Source organism: Streptomyces sp. NPDC087420, assembly GCF_044744165.1.
Lineage (GTDB): Bacteria > Actinomycetota > Actinomycetes > Streptomycetales > Streptomycetaceae > Streptomyces.
On record NZ_JBIUXU010000011.1, the window covers coordinates 84,972 to 109,209 of the forward strand.

The following is a 24,238-nucleotide window of genomic DNA, read 5'->3' on the forward strand; positions in this document are numbered from 1 at the left end:
CATCGAACAAGGGGTGTGATGGCATGGCCATGACCCGTATCCGTGTTGCTCTGCTGCCGTCGGCGGTGTGCATCGCGGGCACCGAGCCGGTGCTGAAGATCAAGGACCAGCAGACCGGGGAGGTCGCCACCGATCGGGAGACCGGGGCGTCGCTGTACACGGTGACCGTGATGCTCATGGAGGACGGCCGGGCCGAGGTCCTGAAGATCACCGTCCCGGAGACCGGCCTGGCCGCCGGGCTCAAGCCGGGCGTGATGGTGCGGCCCGTCGAGCTGTTCGCGACCCCGTGGGCGCGGATCTTCAACGGTCAGCTCTCCGAGGGCGTTGCCTACCGGGCCGCCCGTCTGGAGCTGGTGACGGTGGAGGCGGCCCAGTGATCCGCTTCGAAAATTCAGTGCTGGAGTACGCGCCGGACGTGCTGCTGGCCGTGGCCGTGCTGGTCGGTGTGTGGCTGCTGGTGACGGTGGTGCGCTATGTGCGGGCCGACCGGGGCACGCGGGTCAGCATGCGGCAGGCCGTGCGGGTGCGCTGGGGCTGGGTGCGGCTCGCGCGGATGGCCGGGCTGACGGTCACCGACAAAACGCCTGGACTGCTCGCGCAGATCACCGCGTCCAAAGACAGCCCCGCCCCCGCACCTCGGGTGCTCACTCCCCGGATCAAGGTGAAGCCGGACCGGTTCGGCGTGGTCGTGCGAGCGAAGACTCTGCCGAAGGTCGGGTTGGAGGAGTACCAAAAGTCGGCGCGGTTCCTGGCGGATGCCTGGCGGTGCACGCGGGTGTCCGTGCTGCCGGACGGCCCCGGCAGGGTGGTGATCCGGGGCGTGCGCTCCGACCCGCTGACCACGCCGACCACGCACCGGCCCACTGGCCTCCCGCCCGTGGACCTGACGCGCTGGGAGCTGGGCATCGACGAGTACGCCGCGAAGGTGTGCGTGTCCCTGGCCAACGTGCCCGGGGTGACGGTGGCCGGCGTCCCGGGTGCGGGCAAGACCTCGGGGGTCAACAAGTTCGTCTGTGACTTCGCGCCGTCTGCGTCCGTGCAGTTCGTGACGGCTGACGGCAAGGTGTCGCGGGCCTCGGAGGGCGACTACGCCGACCTGGTGAAGCGGATGTTCGCGTTCTGCGGAGACGATCTCGATGAAGCGAACGCGCTGTTCAAGCGCCTGGTGGAGCTGCGCAAGCGGCGTTCGGCGACCATCCGTGACGTGCTGGGCGTGAAGAACATGTGGCACGTCGGGCCCTCGCCGCAGTGGCCGCTCACCGTCCTGATCATTGATGAGGCGCACACGTACTTCCGCGAGTACAAGGGCAGCGACCCGGCCACGAAACGGCTGGCCGCGCTGACGGCGGAGAACGCCCGGCTGGTGGAGGACATGGTCAAGAAGGGCCGCAGCGTCGGCATCCTGGTGATCCTGATCAGCCAGAAGACCACCGGCGACGCCATCCCCACTTTCATCCGCGACGTGTGCCCCATCGGGCTGTCCTTCGCACAGAAGACCGTGGAAGCCGCTGTGGCCGCACTCGGCGACGACATCCGCAACTGGCCCGATGCCAGCCCGGTCACCTTGCAGGACCCCGCCTACGTCGGCGTCGCGGTGATGGCGATGCAGGGCCGCCCCGGCTACACCCGCATCCGCACCCCCTACGTCTCCGACGCCGACGCCGCCCGCGTCGCCGAAGCCACCTCGCACCTGACCGCCGATCCGGACCTGTGCCTGGACGCCCTTCTCGCCTCGCCCGGCCTGACCACGGCACCCCTGCCGTCGCTCGCCAAGTAGCCCCGAAAAGCCCACACCGGAAGGGAGGTTGAGGACATGGCGGAGGAACGGTTCACCCGGCGCACCGTGACCGTGGTCATGGCGGTCATCGCGTCCCTGGCCTTCGTCTTCTCCTTCGGCAACGTCTGGGCACTCGCCCTGCGGCTCGGCGTCCCCCACCCGATCGCGCCACTGATCGCCCCCATGGTCGACCTGTCCGTGGTCGGGCTCCTGGTCGCCCTGCGCTTCCTCGCTCTGCGCGGCGTCCCCAAGGCGGAGCTGAAGGCCGGCACCCGGCTGCTGCACCTGTGCGGCCTGCTCACCCTCGGACTGAACACCGCCGAACCGCTGTTGGCCGGACGCTACGGACGGGCCTGCCTGGACACCGTCGCCCCGCTCCTGCTCCTCGGCTGGGGCCACGTCGGCCCCGCCTTCCTCGCCCAGTTCCACACCCACACCCGCCCCAACCAGCACCTGGAGGCCACCGCCGCCACCCTTGCCACCGAGCCGGTGCCCGACGTCGCACCATCACCCGAATCGGCACCCCCGACGCCCGCCCCGCAGATCGCCGCCTCCCTGATCGAGGAACTGGAGCCCGCTGCGGCCGCCGCTCTGCCGGTCGCCGTCACCACGACGGGCCGACCCGCTTCCGGCCCTGCCCTTCCGGCCGCCCTGCTGGACGCGGCCCGGCGCATCGCGGACACCCACCGCGCCGAGCACGGAACACCGATCACCGCCGCCCACCTGGGCACACGCATGGGCATCGCCCTGCCGGTGGCCACCACCGCACTCGCTCAGCTCTGAGCCCCGGCCCCCACCGGCCACATCCCCCTCGCTGAACCCACGCCCGCCCCTGGGCCTGGTTCGCCATGCCCCGAGCAGCACCAACACGCCCTCTGGCTCCGCTGGTTGCTGCTCGGGGCCACCCACCCGAACAGATAGGGACACGCCCCGAATGGTCACCCTGGACCTGCGCCACGTGGCAAGCCCCGCCGTACGGGACCTGCTCCACCTCGTCAACCACCCCGACTTCAACCGCGCACAGCAGCAAATCGAACACGTCGGCGGCTGCACCGAACCCGTCCGCCTGACCGGCCACACCACCACCGTCGACACCACGACCGGCGAGGTCCTGCGCTCCTACGCCTCCTCCGACGAGCCCACGGGCAGCCTGCTCACCGCGTGCGGCAACCGCCGCTCCTCCCGCTGCCCTGCCTGCTCCCGCCTCTACGCCGCCGACACCTACCACCTCATCCGCGCCGGCCTCTCCGGCGGCAAGACCGTGCCCGACACCGTCTGCACCCACCCCCGCGTCTTCGCCACCCTCACCGCCCCCTCCTTCGGCCCCGTCCACAACCGCCCCGACGCCCGCCCCTGCCGCTGCGGCACCCGCCACGAACCCGCTGACCCTCTGCTCGGCACACCGCTGAATCCGGCGACGTACGACTACGCGGGCGCGGTCCTCTTCAACGCCCACGCCGGGGCCTTGTGGGCACGCTTCACCACCTACCTGCGCCGCGAGCTCGCCACCCGACTCGGCCTCACTCAGAAGGCCGCCCGCGCGGTTCTGCGGGTCTCCTTCGCCAAGGTCGCCGAGTATCAGAAGCGCGGCCTGGTCCATTTTCACGCCGTGATCCGGCTCGACGGCCCCGACGGCAGCACCCAGCCTCCGCCCCCGTATGCCACCGTCCGCGTGCTCAGCGACGCCATCCGCGCCGCCGCGCCGCGCGTCCGCATCACGCTCGTGTCGGACGCGGTCGGGGAACGCGAACTCGGCTGGGGCCAGCAGCTCGACGTACGCGAGATCGCCGCTTTCGGCACCGACGCCGAACTGACCGATCAAGCGGTCGCCGCATACGTGGCCAAGTACGCCACCAAGTCCGCCGACGCCTCCGGCACCCTCGACCGCGCCCTGTACTGCCGCCCCTGCCAGGGACGCGGCGCAACCCTCCTGCCCCACGGAACCCCGCTCCCCTGCACCGCCTGCGACGGCACCGGGCAGGCCCGGCCGCTGCCCCGCCTCGCCGTCGCCCGGCACGTGCGGCAGATGATCCGCACCTGCTGGGAGCTGGGCAAGCTCGCCGAGTTCGCCGACCTCAAGCTCTGGAAGTGGGCCCACATGCTCGGCTTCCGGGGCCACTTCTCCACCAAGTCCCGCAGCTATTCGACCACCCTCGGCGCGCTGCGCGAAACCCGCCACATCTGGCGCACCGAACAGGCCCACGCTCACGCCAGCCTTCCCGAGCCCGACCCGACGACCACCCTCGTCGTCGGCCACTGGGACTACCTCGGCACGGGCTACAGCCCCGGCGCGGCCCTCCTCGCCGCCCACGTCCGGCACCGCAAGGAACTGGAACGACAGTTCACGGCCGAAGGGGGCTGCTGATGGTCTCTCCTGCGGCTGCCGTCCTCCAACCCGCCAACGCGGCCCTGGAGTTGCTGACAGTCCCCCAGGTCATGGCCCGCCTCCAGCTCGGCCGCTCCGCCGTCTACGACCTACTCCGCACGGGGCAACTCGCCTCGATCACCCTCGGCCGCGCCCGCCGCATTCCCACCCACGCCCTCACCGACTTCATCCGTATTCGCCTCGAACAGGACGCCGCCTGATGACCACGCCCCGCGACACCCCTGCCTCCCGCCGCGTCCGAGCCAACGGCGACGGGACCGTCTACAAGCGCAAGGACAGCCGCTGGGAAGCGGCCGGATACGTGCTGGCCCCCGGCAACACCCGCAAGCGCATCCGCGTCTACGGCACCACCAGGAAGGAGGCCCTGGCCAAGCTCACGGAGAAGATCGCCGCCAGCAACCGCGGCCTCCCCATCCCGTCCGCTCAGGGCAGCGTGGCCGCGTACCTGACGTACTGGCTCGACGCTGTCGCCGTCCACCAGCTCCGCGAGAACACTCACGCCCGCTACACCGCCGTCACCCGCCTCTACCTCATCCCCGGCCTCGGTCGGAAGAAGCTCGCCAAGCTCACCGCCAAGGATGTGCGCACCTGGCTCAACCAGCTCCGCACCACCTGCCAGTGCTGCACCCGCGGCCTCGACACCGCCCGCGACCAGCCCCGCTGCTGCGCTGTCGGAAAGTGCTGCTCCAAGCGGCTCTCGCCGCTGACCCTGGCCTACGTGCACTCCGTGCTCAAGTCCGCCCTGGAGCACGCGGTACGCGAGGAAGAGATCCCGCGCAACGTCGCCCGCAACGTTCGCACCGGCACCCCACGGCCCCGCCGCTTCGAACCCCTCACCGCCGACGAAGCCCGCATGTTCCTGACCGCTACCAGCGGTCACCGGTTGCAGCCGCTGTTCGAACTCGCTCTGCACACCGGACTCCGCAAGGGCGAACTCCTCGGCCTCCACTGGGAAGACCTCAACCTCGACGCCGGCACCGCCGCCATCCGCCGCACACTCCAGCGCACCAGCACCGGCGGGCTCACCACGCTGCCCACCCAGACCCGGGCCTCCGAACGCCGCATCGCCCTGCCGACCCGCTGCGCCCAGTCGCTAAAGCTCCACCACGAACAGCAACAGCGCGAGCGGGAGGCCACGGGCACCGCGTGGCAGCACAGCGGGCATGTTTTCACCACGCCGCAGGGCGGTCCGGTCGATCCGACCAACCTCACCCGGACTTTCATCACGCTCCTCCGCAAGGCCGGCCTCCGCCGCATCCGCTTCCACGACCTCCGCCACTCAACCGCCACCCTGCTGCTGGAACAGGGCGTCGAACTCGTCGTCATCAAGGAACTCCTCGGCCACGCCCACATCGGCGTCACCGCCACCGTCTACGCCCACGTCCGGCTCCGCCTCCAGCGCAACGCCATCGACACCCTCAGCACTGCGCTCGACGGTCCTGCCGGCCACGAGCCGACCCGCGACGACGGCAACGACCCGCCACTGTGCGGAGCCATCGTCCGCTGACGTTGCCGTCAACTACTGCCGTCACCCGTGCAGAAGCCCCGCCAGGACGCAGCTGACGGGGCTTCAACTTTGCAGTTCGGAACCGTGCGGAAAGGTCATACCCCCAGGGAAACAGCTCCCTCACGCCGCGAGAAACGGGCGAGACCCCCGAATGGAACCTCGCCCGTTCCTGCAAGCGTCAAGAAACTACTTGCCTTCTTCCCTCAGCAAGATCTGAACCTTTGACGGAAATTGCAGATCATCCACCATTACCGAACAGATCACAGAGCCACGGAATCCCGTGAATTGCATTCGGGCATATTCGTTCGGGTCGTGCAATACGAGCCACCCAGACGGACATGGGAGTGACACCTCCAAGAGGTTCGCAGGAAGCACCACAGGCGGAGCCGACTTCCACACCTCGCATTCGACAGGACCGTCAACACTGGCCTGAACGCCGAAGATGAGCGAACTACCCTCTCGATACCAGCTGCTCGACTCCGGATCCCAGTCGCTGACGTCATCGTCACTTCCCGCATCCCGCAAGATCAGGCACCCGTGCTCGATTTTCGCCAGGAATGCAACCGCAGGGCTATTAGCTACCATTCCTTCTTGCTCTTTCCTTGTGAAAGTTGTGAGACGACCCCACCCTGCCGCCTAGCACAGGGCAGACAGTGAGGATACGCCGTCTGCGGAGATCCGGGAGCGACGAGGCTAGACGGCGGCTGGTGATCTGGAATCCAATCCCCCTCCTTGGTGCCAGGGGTCGTGGCATCGCAAGTGTGGCAGCCGTGCGCATTTCCTGATTCATTGATCAGATCTCGAACGCCATCTGCTTCGATGTCGCCGTCCTCCAGACCAACTCCCTCTCGGGCATTCGGACCAGCCCCCAGTGTCAGATCGCACTTCTGACCTGGCGTTGCATTGTGAACGAGTACCGGAGTCTCACCCGCCAGCACATAGTACGTGCGCGGACCCGAGACGCTCAGGTTGTGCACGCGGGCTGTTTGCGTCCATGGCTGAAGAGCGTCGATCTGGACGCGCGTCCCGGCAGACGTGCGGAGCCACTGCCCCGGCTTGAGATCCGCCGCCTCCACCCACTTACGTAGGCCAATGACCCAGAATGGATGATTATCGGTGGAGATGAGTTTTTGCTGAGCTCCCGATTTACCCTTGACGGTGACCTTTACGAGGTTCTTAAGCCCCTCGCTCAAAAGCTCGGCCGTCACCTTCTGCGGTGAGGTTTCTCCAGTTTTAGGCTCTGTGGCAAGGATTTCATCGTCGACTCTCAGGTCCTCGATGGCTTTGGTTGTACCGTCGGCCATGAGGACGCGGGTTCCGGGAAGGAAACTGCAGCCCACGCGAAGCCCGTTAACCTCGTCGTCCGCCAGGCGAAGCGCGGCAGCGTCGTCGCCCTTCTTGAGGAGTTTGGCCGCTTTGCCGAGTTTTCCTATCGGCAGGAATCCCACTGCTGTCCAGACACAGCCGCTGACACTTCCGTGAGCACAGCGGATGGCGTCGCGTACGCCGATTACTTCGAGGAAGTCACCCGTCGGGCTGAGCCAGCCCAGTTGGTCAAGGGCTCCGCAAGCATCGCTCCTTGCGTCACTCAGGCACTTTCCATCGGCCCACATGACGAGGAGTTGCGAGTATGTCTTGTTTCGCCACGGGTCGTAGCCTCGGTTGCGGAGGTCTTCCTCGGTGGGTATGGCTACACCGGGAACGATTTCGGGCTGCGCGTTCGAGTTACCGCCGGTGCTGGCGTTGCCACTACCGCTGCCACTGCTGCTGTCGTTGCCGCTGCTCGACTCGCTGTGATCAATCGGGTAGAGGACATCCCCACTGTCGTCATAGCACGCGTTGTGGGTGCATCCGGGTCCGTTGTCCGGCGTCCAGACCGTGTCTGGGTTGTTCGCGCTGCAGCCGTCGCAGAACAGTCCGGAGGGGTCCGACTGCGTGACGGGGCTATTGTTCGCGTAGCTGTAGCCGTTGAGGGACAAAGGGTTGTTGCCGTCGAGGATGGGGTCGACGCTGATGAACTGGCCGATGCCCGGGTCGTATTCGCGGGCGCCTATGTGGGTCAGTCCGGTCGTTCTGTCCGCCGGCTTGCCCAGGAAACCCTTGTCGTCCGGCCAGGTGGTGGGCTCGCCTCCGCGAGGGGCTCCGAACGGCGTGAGGTAGCGGCGGGTGGCGGCCTGCGTCGCGTTGTTCTTGACGGTCAGACTCATGGTGCCGTGGTGGTCGCCAGCCTGGAAGGAGAGATCACTGCTGCCCGCGGTGACCGTTCGTATCGCGCCGCCGGCGTAGTAGCGAGTGCCGGAGAGTGCCTTCGTCGTGCCGCTGTTGGAGACGGTGAATTTCACCTCGGTGGCGCCGAGATACAGGATCGATTCGCCGTCGGTGGTGGCGGCACGGCGGATGAGGAGTTCACCGTCGGCGCCGTACAGGTAGTTGGTGCTCGTGGCGGGTTTGGTTCCGCTGGCGGGTTCGCGGGTCTGGGCGAGTTGCCCTTCGCTGTTCCAGATCAGCGTCTGCGCTGCTTGGGTTCCGGGCCGGCTGGTCGTGTTTCCGGTTTTGTCGTACTCGTAGGTGCGCGTGATCGGTGTGGAGCTGCCCGGGACGGTCGCTTCCGTCTTTACCAGGGGGTGCGGTTGCCCGGCAGGAGTGCCGTAGGAGTGGGAGATGGTGGTGTCGCCGGACAGTCCGTGCTGGGTTTCCGTTCGGCGTTGGCCGTCTTCGTTGTACTGGTAGCTGAACCAGTAGGGGGCAGCGCCACCCAGGTTGGAAGTGGTGCGGCCGGTGTCGGAGCAGTCAGCGGTCTTGGGGGTCCAGGCTTCGGTGAGGTGGCTCTGACCGTCGTACCGGAAGCATTGGTTGTCGGCCTGGGATGTTCCTTGCCACGTGGCGGCATCGGAGATGCTGGTGATGTTGCCGGCGTCGTCGTAGGAGTACTGCAGGTCCTGCAGCATGTAGCTGTGGGTGTCGGTGGTGACGTCGGACTCTTTAAGGCGGCGGGTGCCGTTCTCGTACTGGTTGGCGACGAAGACCTTCTTGCCTGCCGCGTCGCTTCCCAGGGTCTGCTGTTCCAACAGTCCGACAGGCGTGTACGTGGTGCCGAGCAGGTAGCCGGTGACGCCCTTGGCGGTGTCGGGCATTCCGAGAGGGTTGTAGCCGTAGTCGATCTGTTCATAGGGCTGGGTGCCCGTGGAGGGCAGTCCCGCGACCTTGGGCTCCCGCGTGTACTGGGCGGTGCCGTCGACGTTGTAGGCCGTTGCGAACTGCAGGGTCTGGGGGACTCCGGCGGCGACGAGAGGTTCATCGGCGGCCGGCGGAAGCTGCAGCTCCGAGGTCAGCGGCTGGTAGAGGCCGTTGTAAGTCGTGACTTTCTGGGTGTAGGCCTTGCCTGTCGTGCCTCCGACGTAGCGGACGGCGGACTCGGGATAGCCCTTGGCATTGGGGACACTGTCGAAATTCCAGGCGGCGAGCTTGTTGGCCTCGGTTTTCTCGTTCTGCCACAGGCCCGTCTTGCGGCCGAGTTCGTCGTAGCCGTAGATCAGCTTTCTGTTCTCGGAGTCCGTGGTCGACTCGAGCTGGTCCAGGTCGTCGTAGAAGGAGACGGTGGTCCCGCTGTCGGGGTCGGTGGCTTTGGTGCGACGTCCGTTGAGGTCGTATCCGTAGGACCACTGTTTTTCGTCGGGACCGGTGATGGTCTTGGTCTGGCCGCCTGGGGCATAGGTGAATGCGGTGGTGGCCGGCGTGCCGGTCGGGGTGGGATTGGGGTACTGGCGGCGCTCGGTGACCTGTCCGAGGAGATTGGCCACCACGGTTACGGCGCTCCCGCCGGCGGGAGCGGTGGTAGTGACGGATTCCCCGGTGTACGTGGTCTGAGTGGTCCACCGAGTGGTGTTGCCGGTCTTGGTGACGACCTGCGTCGGACGGCCCGTGCCGTCGTGGCTGGTGTCGGTGTGCAGAGGGGCCGAACCGCCTGCCGTGGCGACCAGAGTGCCGGAGGGTGCGTTCGTGTCCCAGAGATCGGCGTTGCTCTCGACGGCGAGGCCGCGGTCGTCGTAGAGGGTCTCGTTGACGATCCGTCCGCCGACGGGAGAGGGAGCCTGCGTCTGGCGCACTCTTTGCAGCGGGTCGTAAATGGCATAGCTGGTGTTGTACTGGGTCTTTCCGAGAGTCGAGGTGGAGACCACTGAGGGTGCGGTGTTGGAGATGTTGTAGCCGAACTTGTAGTTGCCGCCCTGGGCGATCACCCTGGACCGGTTCGGCAGCCAGACCTCGGTCAGCCGGCCGAGGGCGTCATAACCCTGTTCGGTGATTTTGCCGTTCGGGTCCGTCGTCTTCAGAGGGAGGCCGCGGGCGGCATCCATCACCGTGATGCTCTTGTGTTCCTTGGCGTTGATGACGTCCAGTTGCGTCAGTGGGCCGGCTGCCGCGGGGAAGTAGGTAGTACGGGTGGTCTTGCCGACGGCGGCGGCGTTGGACACGAGGGTCGCGCGGCCGAGGGTGTCGTAGTCGGTGGCGGTGACCTTCTGCCAGCGGGGAGTGTCCGACGTCTCGTAGCCGTCCACGCGGCCTATCCAACGCACCGCCCCCTGGGTGGGCCTCTGATCGGCCGACCACGTGATCGTGTCGTACGAGGTGGCGGTGTCGGCGATCACATCACCGGGACGGGAGTCGTCGGCCGGCAGGTCGAGTGCGCTCATCGCCACGCTGCACGGCTTGGAGACCATCTGCTCACGTGAGACGGGCGTGGTGAGACCGGCGTCGGCGTTACGGGCGTACCAGGTGCGGGTGCAGACTTCGTCGCCGGATGCTTCCGTGCCGGAGTCCTGGACCGTCGTGGGCATGCCGTAGCCGTCGAATGTGGTTTGTGTGGTGCGTGTCTTGTCCGTGCCGCTGGTTCCGGAGGTCACTCGGGTCCGGGCGTGGCTGGCTTCCGTACGCAGGTAGTACGCCTCGGTGTCGGCGTACGACTTGTGCTGGGTGGCGGTCTTCTTGGACCAGGGGTCGTCGATTCTGCCGGAGACCTCGTTGGCACCGTCGTAGGTGACCTGTTCACGGGTGAAGCCGGCGTACTGGTCGAGATCCGTGATCTCTTCGGCCTTGATGCCGGAGACCTTTTCGGTGCGGGTGGAGCCGTCCTTCTGTTTGTCCCCGTGCATGCCGCGCAGGTAGACCGTCACATCCTTGGACTTGGGTCCGGTGTCGTCTCCGACGGTGTGGGTCACCTTCCCGAAACCGCGCCAGATGGACCAAGTGCGCTCTTTCTGGGCTGTCATGGGGTCGTCGTTGTAGTGCCAGGCCCCGCCGCCCGCGTAGTCGAAGTGGTGGTTGACCGGGAGTGTGCCCCCGTACTTGGAGCTCAGATTCACGTCCGAGACGGGGTATTTCTGGAACCAGTCGAGCGTGGGGACCGATCCACCGTTGGGTGCCCAGTAGACGGGGTAGCAGCGTCTGGTGTTGTTGTCCTCGGCCGGTTTGGTCATGCCGGCGGTGCAGTCGGCGGGCATGTAGGTGACGCTGGTCTGCTGGCCGGTTTCGGAGACGATCGTGGACAGGCGGGGTTTGCCGAGGGGCAGGACGTTGTCGGCGGTGCCGTCGACCCGGTTCTTCAGCATCTGATGGCCGAACGTCACGGCCGGCATCGTGATGTCGGTTCCGTAGCTGCCCACCCGCTGGAGTTCGTCGAGCCACAAAGACTGGTCGGAGGAGTCACCGACCTCTCCCGGGTCCAGGTAGAGGTGCTTGAGCTTCCAGGTGTCGACCAAGTCGAAGCCCGGAGTGGCGAGTTTGGTGTTCCAGAAGTATGTGTTGACGCTTGTCAGACGCTTGCGAGTGAAGAAGGTGGGACTGCTGAGGTCGGTGCAGGCGTCGCCTTGCTTGCAGATGGCGTCGTACGGCACGTCGGGCCAGTTGGTCCGGTGTTCTTCGTCCAGGGTGGTGCAGCCGGGTGAGGCGGCCAGGCAGCGCTCGGCGACAGAGAAGGTGACCTTGTGGGAGGCGGCCGGGGTGGCCGTGAACAGTGTGCCGGCGCGCTGGCCGTACCGAATCTCTTCCAGGTAGCCACCGCGGGTGTACTCGGTGCCCGGGGAATCGACCCCGTTCTTCGCGTAGTAGTTCTTCTCCGCCGCGTACCAGTACGTCATGGCGTTGCCGTAGGTGTCCTCGACCATGTCGAGGTTCCACCGCCAGGCCTGCATGTCCCACCGGGTTGCGAAGCTGGTGCCGCCGGCGTAGCCGGGCTCGCCCTCGTCGTCGCCGAAGACGGGTGCCGTCCATACGGAGTTGGTGCGCTCGCCGGCAGGGGCGCCCGGCAGTTTGTGGAGGCCGAATGTGTAGCGGGTTCCGTCACCTGTCGTGACGCGCCAGTATTCGCCGCTGCTGTCACCGTTGCCGAGGGCGGTGTCGGTCAGCAGTTCGACCTTGGACGCGTCGTCGTTCGCCAGACGCCACTTGCCGTCCGTGTCGTCCTTCACCAGCTCGGACGCTCTGCCGTTGAGCACCAGTGACGCGTTGGTGTACTTCCAGCACAGGTCGTACTTGCCGCTCTGGCCGTCGTCGTCACAGGAGTCGTATTTGCGCTCGATGTAGGAGGAGGTGAGGTCGAAGCCCTCTCCCACCAGGGACCCCTGGTTGTTGGTGTTCGCGGTCCGGCCGTCCACGCTGCCGGAGTCGTAGGAGAGGGCGAGGTCCGGCCTGGGACCGGCCGCCGGAGCGGGTACTCCGAAGGGGTAGCTCCAGGTGAACGATGCCGACGAGCCGCCGGCCTGCCAGTTGGAGGACGCGGACAGCGGGGTGGCCTGGTAACTGCCGAGTCCTGACGCGGCCCCAGCGGCCAGCGCAAGAACCGTTGCCCGGTGGGCTTGCGGTGCTTCCCCGGAGGACCGCTGTTCGGCCTTCGCCTCTGTAGGCGCGGTGAGAGTGATATCTCCTGTGACCACGGCGTCTTGGCGGTTGTTGGCGGAGGGAAGTTCTGTCTGGATCCGGCAGGCACGCTTCTCGGGTGTGGTCAACGCGCAGGCGGGCAGCTGGACCAGGCGGAGCCGGCCTCCGAAGTCTCCGCCGCCGGAGGCGAACTTGCCGTAGTCCACAGCCAGTCGGGCGGCAGTGCCGTTCTGCGTTCCCTCGGCAGTCAGAAGCACCCCGTCGACGCCTGCCGCCCGGGCCTTGTCACGGTTCAGGACCGTGACGGTGACTTCGTCGGCCGGGACCTTCCGCTTGGAATTGGGGGCAGCTACCACGATGGGCAGCGAGCCCGCCGCGGCACGGGTGGTGCCCGTCGTCGGCACGGTCACGGTCACGGTGCCCGGCGTCGGCCACACGGGCGCCACGGCCTGCTCGTCACGGGCGCGTTGGGCTGCGGCCTTGTCAGCTGCCTCCGCCTTCTTCAGCGCCGCGGCGCTCTTCCTGTCCGGCGCCCCGCTGAACGGACGCAAATCGGCCTCGCGAGGGGCGGGCAGTTTCGGCCGACCGAGTGCTTCGGCCTGGGCCTCGGCTATGAATTCGGTGGGCGTCAGCAGGCCCGGCAGCATGGCCAGCGCAAGAACAGCCGCCGCGCGCCCCATCCAGCGCCGACGCCCTACCCCGTGTGAAGCCCTCATGACCCTCGTCCGCCCCATCGTCATCGTCTGACCCGCACTGATGTGCGCGTGTCGGTCTGCGTCTTTGCTTGTGTGCGCGGGAGCGGGCGCAGGCACCGGTTACGGCAGCAGTCCCGCCTGGACGGAGCTATCCCGTCGTCGGCGTGGTGTCGCCGAGGACTCGTTCGGCGATCTGACGGCTCTCCATGGAGCCCGCCCAGATCCGCAGGTCCTCGACGGCACCCGGCAGGTACTGTCCCGGCGTTCCGTTACTGTGCGCGCGGCCGATGGCGAGTTCGCCTGTGCCCTGCTGCGGATGGGGGAAGTTCGGCTCGGTGGCTTCATCCACCTGCTCATCGGCTCCGACGAACAGGTGGAGCTTGCCGAACCGGCTCATGTCGCCGTCGGCGAACTCCTCGGCCGCGTTGTACACCCCGGTGACCTGTACCGCTTCATCCAGCACAGCCGTGGCGGTGGACGACACCTGGGTGCTGAGTGTCTTGTTGCCGGTCGCATCGACTGTGGTGCGTTCGAAGCGCCACAGGCACTCAGGTCTGCTGTCGCCGTCGACGTCGTCTGCCAGCTTGATGAGCTTCAACGCCCACGACGCCTCGTTGCCGAGCTTCTGTGCGGCGACTGTGACGGTGTAGCCGTCCGGTTTGCCGACCAGCCCCGAAGAGTCCACCCGCGTAAGGGCGCTGACGGTGAAAGACCCGGCCTCGTCCACCGCTGGTCCCGTGGTGGACGCATAGCTGTCGGCGCCGTCCAAGGTCAGCAGTTGTGGAGTCTCAGCGTATTTAGCGTGTCCCTTGAGGGTCATCGCTGCGAAGGGGTAGCCCGACTTCTCCGCCAAGGCAGTTCCTGTCGACGCGGAAGCGTCCCACTCCGCCATCAACTCGGTTGCCGGCGACTCGTTCTCCCTGAGAGCACCGTCCAGGCGGATTTCGGCCTCGGTCAGAGCCCGCTGCCACACGGCCGTCTCGTCCAGTCGGCCTCGGAAGAACTCACTCCCGACGCCGGCCCAGACCGAGCGGGCCCACTGCAGGCCGCCGGAGGCGGACCAGGGCTGGTAGGTGGAGGACAAAGCGGCCGGCTTCACCGGCTGCCCCTGGGGCCGGCCATTGACGAACAACTGGATTGTGTCGTTGCCCGGATCGGTGTCGGGTATTCCGTCATCCCCCTCTGTCTTGAACACGCCCGCCAGGTGCGTCCACACCTTGAGCTGCGGGTTCACCTGGTCAGCCACCGAACGCAGGAACACCGGGCCGGCCCTGTCCTGGTCGCTGCGATTGAACACCCAGGCCTTGAGCGAGGTGGAGTAGTAGAGCGCGAACGCGTTCGCCGCGCTGCCCGGCTGAGCGAGCACTACACGGTTGACCGAGGCGTCGGTGAGATACGCCCAGGTCGACACGGTGAAGGAATCAGCGGTGTTGAGGACGGGTGTCGACGTCGCCGCGTATGCCTGCTGCCTGGACGGGTCCGAGCTGTCCAGCCACAGTGACTGGTCGGCATCACCACGCCTCGCCAGCGAGGAGAAGCCGGCGCCTTCGGTGTACAGCGTGGCGTTGTGCCGGATGCCGCCTTCGACCGCGGTGTCCTTTGCCAGCTTCTCCTGCGAACCCGCCGGATAGTCGTCGAAGTGCCAGCGGCCGGAGGCACCTTGGGCAGCGGCCACCTTGAGCTTGGCGTAACCCCACTCCCCCGAACCACCCGCGTCCCAGCCGCGCACTTGCAAGGTCTGCCGTCCGGCCACGAGGGGAACAATGTCATCGTCCACGCTGGAGCCGGTGACGAAGTCGGTCTTCGTCATTCCGGGCAGTCGCCACTCGTACTTCACGACGTCCGTGTCTGCCGCGTTCTGCGCGAAATGGAGCTTGCCCCGCGTGCCGGGACCTCCCTGCCCCGCACAGTCCTCGGTCGCACACAGGGTGTAGACGCCGCCCTGAACTGCTGTGACCACGGGAGCCTTGGGCCGATCCGCATCAATCTTGAGGTAGCACCAGGGTGTGTACGACGAGAAGAGGTCTCCCGACTTCCCCGGGATGCTCCAGTGCGACTGGGTTCTGGCCTTGACTCGATAGGTTGTCTTGTCCGCCCGTGGGGAAACTTTCGCGCTCTCCACGGTGCCGTCCGGAACCCATCCGCTGTCAGGCTTGTAGTCGCTCCAGCTGGCTACCCACGTGCCGTCGGCCTGTCGCCGCTCCATCACCCACTCAGCCTGCAACAGGCCTTCCGACTCGCCCTTGTTGCTCTCCACCTTGGTCTGTACCGCCGCCTGTACGAAAGGCTCGGCCCGAGTCACGATCATCGGGTTCGCCGACGACGTGGCACACACCACATCGTCCGGGTCCGCACCAGGGTTGCCCGGCCACAGTCCATAGCGAGTGGGCACCCCAGGCCGGTAGGCGAAATCCACGGAAAGCTCTGCGTTGTCGTCGAAACGCTTCCAGGCGGTGACGTCCGACTCGTCCTTCGCCTTCAGCATGAGCGTGAGATTGTCGATCTTGCCGTCAGCGAAATTCCGCACCGTGGAGTTGAGGTTCTCGTCCGCCTCACCCGGATTGTCGTTGAACTCGACCCACACGTTCGGCTGTTCCGGAGAGCAAGCAGTGCCGCGGCCGGCCGAGACCAATTGGTCACCCATCTGATCCCAGGTGTTGTCGGACTTGGGACCGCCCGGCCCCGGCCACTTACTGCCCGACGAAATGCCGTCCGTCCGCTCCAGGTCCACCCAGGCCGCGTTGCAGTCGAACGACCACGTCTCATAGGCCCGGAACGTAGCGTCGATCACGTACTTGCCGTTCAGCGAACTGGCGGAGTTGAACTGGAAGTACATCCGGTTCGTGTACCAGGCACCGGTGGTGCAAGCACCCTGCGAGTTGTTGCCGCATCGGCCGATACCGTAGCCGGAACCATCGAACTTCCAGAAGCTGTCACCGTCCGAGGACAGGACCGTACGGTACGTGTGCCCGATCCCGACCGCCGGATCGATGTAGACGGGATAGACCGTCTTCTCGCCCGCCAGGACCTCTCCGTCCGGCACCACGGCGACACTGTCGTCCGACACCTCCACGGGCATGATGGCCGAAGCGTCGCCGTCACTCGGGCCGACGGACGGGTCGATCGTCTCCTCGTCGTCGCTCTCAGCCGTAGCCGCCTTCGAGCCCTTCAGGGTCCGAGGGGCCGGAGCCTGCGCCTCGCCAGCGGAATCCCACATACGTCCCGGCGGCCCGGTGAATACCTCCACCCCGTCCTCATTCGCCGCCACAAGACCGCCGTTGGCAGTGGACCGGACCTTGAGGCCCTCGCCCACAACGTTCAGCACCACCCTGTCCAGTGCCGGACTCGCCGCCGCCTGTGGTGTCTTGACCACCAACACCTCGCGGTACGACTCCGGTGTCGCGGTCAGCAGAAGATCGACCCCGGGAAGCACCTCACGGTATGTGGCTGTATCCCCATCCAGCACAGGCTCCGGCAACTCCCGTTCCCACCCCAGGGTCAGAGCGCGCCCCTGACGATCCCCGATCCGGATCATGTCGGAACCCGGCCCCCTGCCGGAGAAGGAAAGGTCCGCGACCGCGCCCTTCGGCGCGATGCGACCATCGGCACGCTTCTCCAGAGTGGCGTCCACCGCCCGCCAAGTACCGCCCGAGCCCCGCGTCCGCTGCGGCGTGGTCGACTGGGTCAGCTTGAAGCCGCCATCCGGCTGTGCGAACACCTGGGAGTACTCGGTGCGCTCGAAGAGCACCTCCACCGGCTCCCCCGACTCCGTCGCCCGGACCGCAGCAGACTGAGCCTCCGCCGGGACAGCCCCCGCCCCCGCGGTCTCCGAAGCCGACGTGGACGCGGCCTGGGCCACTACGCCGTAGCCGGACACCGGCAGCACACCCCCGACGACCGCGACCGAAACCACAGTCACGAACGCTCTGCCGACACCGCGAGACCACACGGACGAGCCCATCCCCCACCGCCCCCCGACTCCATAAAATCCCCACTTCGGAGTCACAAGATCTTCAAAGTGAAGGCAAAATATCCACCATGATCGGCACACGTCAAGGAGTACTCAAGGCCTCTGGCCTGCTTTCGCCTTTCACGACCCTTGTCGCCGACGGCAACACACGTGCGAGGTCGGGGCCGTTCGGTCTGTGTGGGAATGCGCGAGGTTGAGGCCCTCTCGGGGGCAGCCGTGCGCGACGGCACGCTTCCTGCGGCAGCCCTAAGGCAACAGTGGGCGCCCGCGAGCGGGCTTCGGCCGTAGGCCTCTCAGCAAGGAGAGTCGGCGGCTCCCGCGACGATGCCATGGCCGAAAATCATGCAGAACCCTGGGCGCAAGGGCAGCTCGGCAGGGTCTCGGTGGGTGAGGATGCTCCACAGCTCCCCCGCGAGCTGATCGGTGTCCACGAGAGCGGTCTCGAAACCGACCGTGTGGTGGACACCGAGAGGCTCGGACCTACCTCGGGTGCGAGCTGAGGGAGAAAGCGGGGTTACACCTTCGCCGTGAGGGGGGGTGTCCTCGGTGATCCTGGGCTCCAGCTCACGGGTGACCTTGCGTTCCACGAAGAACACGGCCGTCGGGACCGTACCGGCGAGCAGGACCCAGATCTGGCGCTTGACGGGCCACTCGGCCACATCCCGGAACGGCGTCCGCAGCACAGCCTCCGACAGAATCGTGCGGAACGGCGGTGCGTCGTCGCCCGCCAGACCCTCTCGCGCGTAGCCCGCGTCTGCAACAGACCCGGCGGGACACTCACCGCGAAGTGCCACAGGCTGACCGCCTCGGCCTCCAGCGCCATGTACCGCCGGTAGCGCTCGCGGAACTGCGCCTTGTCACTCACGGCCAGTTCCCACACGGCCAGCAGTAACCCCGGCGTCCCGTAATACGTATCGAGCGCCTGCACGTCCTCCGGACCGCCGACCGTCTCGCCCTTCTCCCTACGCCCTCGTCTACCTGGGCGTCTGCTCGGCCCCGGTCGCCCTCGCACTCGCCGCCGTGATCGTGAAGGGCACCACCCGGTGACGGACGGCCCCCCGGCCGTCGGCGACACCGTCCACGACCCCGCCCGCGACCGCGTCGGCATCGTCATGGGCGGGGTCGGCCCGTACATCCAACTCCGCCCCCTCGGCGGCGGCCGGGAATGGGACGCCGACCCCACCCGAGTCCGCCCCCCGACCCCCACCGAACTACTCAGCGCCCGAGTATCCGAAGCCAACACCCGAAGCCGCACAGCCCTCAGGCTTTCACCAGGGGGTCTGCCCGAGGCCTGATCACAAATGCGAGGATCCGGAAGCCGTGGCCGGAACCGCGGCCGCGGCGTAAAATTTCGGCATGGAGACCAAACGTGCATTTGACGAACTCCGGTCAACCGATCATGTTTCCTCCGATCAGCTCACCGAATTCTGGCCCCGTCTGACCCCAGTGACAACTCAGGAGCTCCTCGGGAGGTGGCGGGGTGGGATGTTTGCCACCGGGCACGCCGTCAACGGCGCGCTTGAAGAAATGAACTGGTACGGCAAGCAATTCAACGGCCCGCTCGATGTCAAGCCGCTCCTGTGCCGGAACGAGGCCGGCGAAATCTACTCGAACACCGAACCCTGCGGGAACGGCGAAGCCTCCATGTGGTCGATGGAATTCCGCGACGAGGTCACGGCAGCTCTGGTCTATGACTGCATGCCATGGGTCGACCATTTCGCACGGGTCGACGACAGTTCCCTCATGGCCGTCATGGAAGGAAAGCTGGCATCAACCTTGGGAGTCGATCCCCCGTTCTACTTCTGGCTCGAGCGCGAAGCGTCATAGCTCCTGCCGCCGACCTGTGACCCGTTTAGCCGGGAGGCATGCTTCGGGACAGGGTGATGCGACGCTCCCGCCAATACGCGATCGCCTCGGCATCCATGCCGTCCATCGTTTCTCCGGCCCGATCCAGAAGAACCAGGCCCACAGGGATCACCCCCTCAAGCAGAACCCTGAGCACTTGATTGTTCGATTCCCGATGCTTGGCGACGAGCGTGTCGATGAACTGCGAGAAGATCTCGCGGTCGACTTCGCACTCGTCGTCCACGATCCCCCCCAGTCCACTGCCCACGCCGTAGACGTCGGCGGCCACTTCAGCCTGACCGGTGAAGAGTCTCGCCACCCTGTTCGAAGGATTCCACACGTCGACCCCGTCGACGGAGAAGAAGCAACTCATCAGGACCACCGTGTTCTCACGTCGGCTCCAGGGTTGTCACGACGCCAGGCGTCCACTGCTTCTCCGACCGCGCTCCCGAATTCGGGGGTGGCCCCTGGTTGGACGAAGTCGAGACCGATCGGGGCGTTCTCCCAGCCCTCCAGATGAGACCTTGCCCGGACATAGGAATCGAGCTTCTTGTGGACGTGCTTGTCCACCCATGATTCGACTCTCATGTTCGGATTCTGCCCCGTGGCCGTCTTCTCCTCCCAGAGTATCCCGTCCTCGATCCTGTCGATATCCGTGATGGTGTCCGCCCAGTTGGCAGGATTGTCCACGATGTAATTGGAGTCGCCTTCCACCGGAGGTCGTTCACGGTTCGACACTCCGTCACGGGGGCTGTAAGGCGTCAGCCCGAGAGGGTCGGACCAGGTGTGCGGGTTGTGGACGTAGGTGACGGGGTTGGGGGCGGGTGCGAGACCGAGGGGGTCGGGGGTGGTGTAGCGGGCGGTTTCCGGGTCGTAGTAGCGGTGATGGTTGTAGTGGAAGCCGGTTTCGGGGTCGTGGTACTGGCCGGGGAAGCGGAGGGGGGTGTACGCGGCGCCGGTCCTGGCCCAGGTCGTCGTGCCCCAGAGTGTGGCGCGGGTGCGCCACGCGATGTCGCCGGCTTCGTCGACCAGTTCGGTAGGGGTGCCGACGAGGTCGGTGGCGATGGCGAAGAAACGGCTGTCGATCTCGCGCTGGGTGGTCTCGTCGGACAGTCGCTCGGTCTGGGCGAGGGGCGTACGGCCCCGGTGGTCCCAGGTGAGCGTGACCGGGTGAGGGAGCCGGTCGGGGTGGGTCGTGGTCTGTTCGGCCAGGACCGTACCGTCCCAGGTGAACCGGGTCTCCTCGGCGACGGTCCGGCCGTCGTCGGCGAGACGCTGTTTGGCCGTACGGCGGCCGAGAGGGTCGTAACGGTAGCGCCACCGTGTGCCGTCGGGGGTGGTGACAGCGGTGAGGCGGTCCTCCGCGTCCCAGGTGTAGCGCCAGGTGTCGGGCTTGCGGGACAGACGGGTCTTCTGGCGCAGGGTGATACGGCCGGCCGCGTCGTACTCGTAGCGGACGGCTCCGGCACGGGTGAGGGTGGTGCCGCTGTAGGCGCGGGGGCCTGTGGATTCATACCCCGCGTGGGCGGACGGCCAGGAGGCCGACGTCTGGTTCCCGACCGCGTCGTAGGTGTACTTCTCGGTCCAGTCGGCGGCCGTGACCGTCGTGACCCGGCCCGCCGGGTCCAGGTCGAAGCGCTGCGTGCCGCGCAGGGTGTCGTCCAGGGCGATCAGGTGACCGTCGGCGCGGTAGGTGTAGGTGCGGCGGTTCAGGGTGCGGGCACCGGTGGCGAGTTGCTGGGTGGCCAGACGGCCGGCGTCGTCCCAGGCGGAGGTGAAAGTGAGGTGGTCGCCGACGGCGCGTTCCAGTTCGCGGCCGGCGGCGTCGTGGGTGAAGGCGATGCGGTGGCCGCCGGCGGTCAGATGGGTGGGACGGCCCGCGCTGTCGTACCCGTAGGTGGTGACCTGGCCGGTGGGGGTGACACGCCGGGTGCGACGCCCCAGGGTGTCGTACGCGTACGTCGTGGCGCGGCCGTCGGCCAGTTCCGTCTTGACGCGGCCTCGTTGGTCGTACTGGTAGAGCAGCTCGCTGTCGGGACCGACGGCGTGGACCAGGCGCCCGGCCGGGTCGTAGGCGTACGTGGTCGCCTCGCCCGAGGCGTTCTTCCCGGTCACCCGACCGAGCGGATCGTGGGTGTAGGCGATGGTCTCACCGAGTGCGTTGGTCCGGGCCGTGAGCTGCCCGGCCGGGTCCAGGGTGTAGCTGACCGTGCGCCGGTCGAAGTCGGTCTCGGAGATCAGCCGACCGGCCGGATCGTAGCTGTAGGACCAAATCAAGCCCTGCGGGTCCGTGACCCGCGTCAGGCGGAGGCCCGCGTCGTGGTCGAACTCGTGGCGCGCGCCGTCCGGGCCCGTCCGGGACACGAGGAGGTCGAAGTGGCCGTACGCGAAGCGGGTGGTGCCGCCGACGGCGTCCGTGTGGCTGGTGCGGTTGCCCTCGCCGTCGTAGGTCCAGGACTCGGTCGCGCCGTCCGGGCCGGTACGGCGGGCGAGTTCGCCGTCGGGGGTCCACTCCAGGAGCGTGACCGCGCCCAGCGGGTCCGTGATGCGCACGGGGCGGCCGAAGGGGTCGCGTGCGTAACGGGTGACGCCACCGGCCGGGCTGATGATCTCGACCGGCAGCCCGACGGGTCGCAGCGCACGGTGGTGACCGCGCCCGACGCGTCGGTGAGCGTGGTGGGACGGCCGTGGGCGTCGTACGTGTAGTGGGTGGTCTGCCCGGCGGCGTCGGTGAGGGCGGTCCGGTTGCCGCGCTCGTCGAACTCCTGCTTCCGGCGGGCGCCGTCGGGGCCGGTGAACTCCGTCAGCCGGCCGAACCCGTCCCGCGTACAGCGCACTTCGCTGCCGTCGGGGCGGGTGACGGTGGAGAGCCGGCCGTTCTCGTCGTACGAAAAGACGGTGGTGCGGCCCAGGGGGTCGGTGCGGGTGAGCGGGTTGCCCCGGGTGTCGTAGGTGTGGCGGGTGGTGTGGCCGAGGGGGTCGGTGGTGGCGAGGACGCGGCTGCCGGGGCCGATGAGGTGGTGGGTGGTGTGGCCCTGGGCGGTGGTGAGGGTGGTGGTGCGGTGGCCTGTGGCGGGGTCCGGGTCGGTGTACGCGAGGGTGAGTTGTACGTGTCCCGCCTCGCCGCCCTCGGCGACCGTACGGTCCTGGTCGTCGTACGCGTAGTCGTAGCGCCGGTTGTTGGAGTCGATCCAGGCGGTCACGCGGCGGCGGGTGTCGTAGGTGAAGGTGAGGGCGGCGCCGGAGGGCTTGGTGACGGTGGTGAGGTTGCCGTCCGTGTAGCCGTACGACATGACGGGCCGAGGCGGCGCTTCGCCGTTCGTTCCGGCGAGGGTCAGGGCGGTGATGCGGCCGTCTGTGGTGGTCAGCGTCAGGTGGTGGCCGGCGGAGTGGACGATCGCCTGGGGGGTGCCGTCGTCGGTGCGGTCGAGGGTGATCGTGTGGTGGTTGCGGTCGGTGATCTGGACGAGCCAGGCGTCGCCGTCGCCGCCCGGTTCGGTGGCGGGTGGGGCGGTGAAGTGGCGCGTCAGACCGCTGTCGGGGTCGGTGAGGGTGTAGTCGCCCCGCTCGTCACGGCTGAGGGTGCTGCGTGAGGTGCCGGTCTCCGGGTGGGTGGGGAGGCCGGGGACGGGGCGGGGGTAGGTGATCAGGAGGCCGTCGGGGGTGACGTGGATGACGCCGGTGGCGTCGATCTCCAGGCGTTCGTCGGCGGTGGAGGACCAGGACGGGCCGAAGAAGCGGCCTGAGGTGTAACCGGATTCGACGCGGCGGGTGAAGACCAGCGGGAGGATCCCCGGCAGCACCACATCGGTCTGCGGCAGGAACATCCGGCCCGACGCGAGGTCGACGGGGTCGGTGCCGGTGGTCGTACGTTCGCCGTCGGGGCGGTTGTGGGTGCCCTTGGGTACGTCGTCCAAGGCGCGGCGGGCGCGGTTGGCGTCGGCGGCGAGGTCGGCGAGTTCCTTGGCGGTCCGTGCGCCCTTGACCCCGGCGCCCGCCCCGCCGGTCGCGGCGGTCATCAGCAGGTCGGGGACGAGACGCCCCAAGCCCTCCGCGGGGTCCTTCATGAAGTCGGTGACCATCTGTTTGCCCGCGCCCCAGGGGTCGTTGGCGACCTGGACGAGTCCGGCGACGGTGTTGTTCAGCGACAGCGCGTACTCGGCGGGGTGGGTGAGGTTGTAGGGGTCGGTGGGGTTGATGCTGCGGGCGAAGGTCAGCAGCCCGGCCGTCCCCTTGACGATCCCCCCCGCCGAAGTGGTCCTGCATGACGTTGAGTTCATTGAGGCCGTCGGTGGCCTGTTCGGCGTACGAGGGCTTCGGCGGCGCGGTGTCACGGGCGGCCCGCACAGCGGTACGGGCGGTCTCGGCGGCGGTGTTGCGCTGGCGGCGGGCCTCGGCCAGGAGTTCTTGCGCCTCCCGCATCCGGGCCGTACCCGGATCGCTGAACTCGCCCGGCTTCGGCGGCAGGGTGGCGGGGTCGCGCTGGTCGGCGGGCTTGGCGTTGTACGCGTCGGCGGCCTTGTTGTAGGTGTCGACCTTGGCGTTGTGCGCGTCCCGCGCCTCCTCGGAGGCCTTCGTCCCGGCCTTCCACTTGTCGATCGCCGCCTGCGCCTGCCCCTGCGCCCACTCCACCGTCCCCGCGAACGCTTCCAGGGCGGCCCCGGCCTTCTCGAACGCGTCCGCGCCCTTGAACCACTTCGGCGGCTCGATCGCGACCGTCGCCCGGAACGCGTCGGCCGCCTGGCCCTTGAGCGAGGCGGAGTCCAGACCGCCCAACCCTTTGCCGACGTTGTCGAAGGCGGTCTGGAAGTCCTTGAGATGAGAGGCGGTGGAGCGGAGTTCCGACGGTGATCCGTGGATCAGCTTCGTCTTGTCCTCGGTCTGCCCGAGATCCAGCTCGTCGACCTCGGCACCCATCCGGTTCGCGAGCGACCGGGACTTGTCCCGTACCCAATCTGCACCGGACTCCCAGCCCGCGTCGTCCAGCCGGTCGGCGGTCCAGTTCCCGGCGTCCTCGACCCGGTCACCGGCCCACTCGACGCCGTCCTCGACCGCGTCCTCCACCACGTCCGGCGTGATGTCACTGACAAAGTCACCGATGCCCACGACTCAGCTCCCCCCGACGGCTGTCGCCCGCGCTGCGAACGCGGGGTCAAGCGTAGGGCGGATCGCGGTGGGGCGTGGG

The 24,238-nt window shown here is 67.6% G+C and carries 11 protein-coding genes and 3 pseudogenes; 8 read left to right on the plus strand and 6 right to left on the minus strand.

The window, feature by feature from the left end; translation table 11 throughout:
- Positions 1-23: 23 nt before the first annotated feature.
- From ACIO1C_RS23375 to ACIO1C_RS23400, 6 genes are all read left to right on the plus strand, one after another.
- Positions 24-377 (plus strand): hypothetical protein, encoded by a 354-nt coding sequence (locus ACIO1C_RS23375; RefSeq protein ID WP_401866495.1) that lies wholly within the window; start codon positions 24-26, stop codon positions 375-377.
- Positions 374-1,777, plus strand: a complete 1,404-nt coding sequence (locus ACIO1C_RS23380; protein ID WP_401866497.1) for a cell division protein FtsK — start codon at positions 374-376, stop codon at positions 1,775-1,777. The genes ACIO1C_RS23375 and ACIO1C_RS23380 overlap by 4 nt, the downstream gene beginning before the upstream one ends.
- A 36-nt stretch (positions 1,778-1,813) precedes the next feature.
- Positions 1,814-2,560, plus strand: coding sequence for a DUF2637 domain-containing protein (locus ACIO1C_RS23385; RefSeq protein ID WP_401866499.1), 747 nt, complete (start codon positions 1,814-1,816; stop codon positions 2,558-2,560).
- 151 nt (positions 2,561-2,711) lie between these two features.
- The gene (locus tag ACIO1C_RS23390; RefSeq protein WP_401866501.1) at positions 2,712-4,142 is read left to right on the plus strand and encodes a replication initiator; all 1,431 of its coding nucleotides are present in this window, start codon (positions 2,712-2,714) and stop codon (positions 4,140-4,142) included.
- The gene (locus ACIO1C_RS23395; RefSeq protein ID WP_401866503.1) at positions 4,142-4,363 is read left to right on the plus strand and encodes a helix-turn-helix domain-containing protein; all 222 of its coding nucleotides are present in this window, start codon (positions 4,142-4,144) and stop codon (positions 4,361-4,363) included. The genes ACIO1C_RS23390 and ACIO1C_RS23395 overlap by 1 nt, the downstream gene beginning before the upstream one ends.
- The gene (locus tag ACIO1C_RS23400; protein WP_401866505.1) at positions 4,363-5,670 is read left to right on the plus strand and encodes a tyrosine-type recombinase/integrase; all 1,308 of its coding nucleotides are present in this window, start codon (positions 4,363-4,365) and stop codon (positions 5,668-5,670) included. The genes ACIO1C_RS23395 and ACIO1C_RS23400 overlap by 1 nt, the downstream gene beginning before the upstream one ends.
- A 578-nt stretch (positions 5,671-6,248) precedes the next feature.
- Here ACIO1C_RS23400 and ACIO1C_RS23405 read toward each other — a convergent pair.
- The 4 genes and pseudogenes from ACIO1C_RS23405 to ACIO1C_RS23420 form a co-directional block, all read right to left on the minus strand.
- Complete coding sequence (locus tag ACIO1C_RS23405) at positions 6,249-13,223, minus strand: polymorphic toxin-type HINT domain-containing protein (protein WP_401866506.1); 6,975 nt, start codon at positions 13,221-13,223, stop codon at positions 6,249-6,251.
- Positions 13,224-13,386: 163 nt separating this feature from the next.
- Positions 13,387-16,992: a LamG-like jellyroll fold domain-containing protein gene (locus ACIO1C_RS23410; RefSeq protein WP_401866508.1), complete on the minus strand. Its 3,606-nt coding sequence runs from the start codon at positions 16,990-16,992 to the stop codon at positions 13,387-13,389.
- 749 nt (positions 16,993-17,741) lie between these two features.
- Positions 17,742-17,864, minus strand: a pseudogene (locus ACIO1C_RS23415) (DUF3817 domain-containing protein); the annotation flags it as partial.
- Positions 17,865-17,950: 86 nt separating this feature from the next.
- Positions 17,951-18,343, minus strand: a pseudogene (locus ACIO1C_RS23420) (hypothetical protein); the annotation flags it as partial.
- Here ACIO1C_RS23420 and ACIO1C_RS23425 point away from each other — a divergent pair.
- Positions 18,252-18,503 carry a hypothetical protein gene (locus ACIO1C_RS23425; RefSeq protein ID WP_401866510.1) on the plus strand — a complete coding sequence of 84 codons (252 nt, stop codon included), beginning with the start codon at positions 18,252-18,254 and terminating at the stop codon, positions 18,501-18,503. The pseudogene ACIO1C_RS23420 and the gene ACIO1C_RS23425 sit on opposite strands and share 92 nt — an antisense overlap.
- Positions 18,504-18,564: 61 nt before the next feature.
- Positions 18,565-19,035 (plus strand): DUF4334 domain-containing protein, encoded by a 471-nt coding sequence (locus ACIO1C_RS23430; protein WP_401866511.1) that lies wholly within the window; start codon positions 18,565-18,567, stop codon positions 19,033-19,035.
- A gap of 25 nt (positions 19,036-19,060) precedes the next feature.
- Here the strand turns inward: ACIO1C_RS23430 and ACIO1C_RS23435 are convergent, their stop codons facing one another.
- Together ACIO1C_RS23435 and ACIO1C_RS23440 are read right to left on the minus strand one after the other, a co-directional pair.
- Complete coding sequence (locus ACIO1C_RS23435) at positions 19,061-19,426, minus strand: DUF6086 family protein (protein ID WP_401866513.1); 366 nt, start codon at positions 19,424-19,426, stop codon at positions 19,061-19,063.
- Positions 19,426-24,159 (minus strand): annotated as a pseudogene (locus tag ACIO1C_RS23440) (putative T7SS-secreted protein). The gene ACIO1C_RS23435 and the pseudogene ACIO1C_RS23440 overlap by 1 nt, the downstream one beginning before the upstream one ends.
- Positions 24,160-24,238: the final 79 nt, after the last annotated feature.

Coding starts and splice junctions, on each gene's coding strand:
- ACIO1C_RS23375 (WP_401866495.1), top strand. CDS start 24: ATGGCCATGACCCGTATCCGTGTTGCTCTGCTGCCGTCGGCGGTGTGC.
- ACIO1C_RS23435 (WP_401866513.1), bottom strand. CDS start 19,426: ATGAGTTGCTTCTTCTCCGTCGACGGGGTCGACGTGTGGAATCCTTCG.
- ACIO1C_RS23400 (WP_401866505.1), top strand. CDS start 4,363: ATGACCACGCCCCGCGACACCCCTGCCTCCCGCCGCGTCCGAGCCAAC.
- ACIO1C_RS23430 (WP_401866511.1), top strand. CDS start 18,565: ATGGAGACCAAACGTGCATTTGACGAACTCCGGTCAACCGATCATGTT.
- ACIO1C_RS23405 (WP_401866506.1), bottom strand. CDS start 13,223: ATGGGGCGCGCGGCGGCTGTTCTTGCGCTGGCCATGCTGCCGGGCCTG.
- ACIO1C_RS23385 (WP_401866499.1), top strand. CDS start 1,814: ATGGCGGAGGAACGGTTCACCCGGCGCACCGTGACCGTGGTCATGGCG.
- ACIO1C_RS23395 (WP_401866503.1), top strand. CDS start 4,142: ATGGTCTCTCCTGCGGCTGCCGTCCTCCAACCCGCCAACGCGGCCCTG.
- ACIO1C_RS23390 (WP_401866501.1), top strand. CDS start 2,712: ATGGTCACCCTGGACCTGCGCCACGTGGCAAGCCCCGCCGTACGGGAC.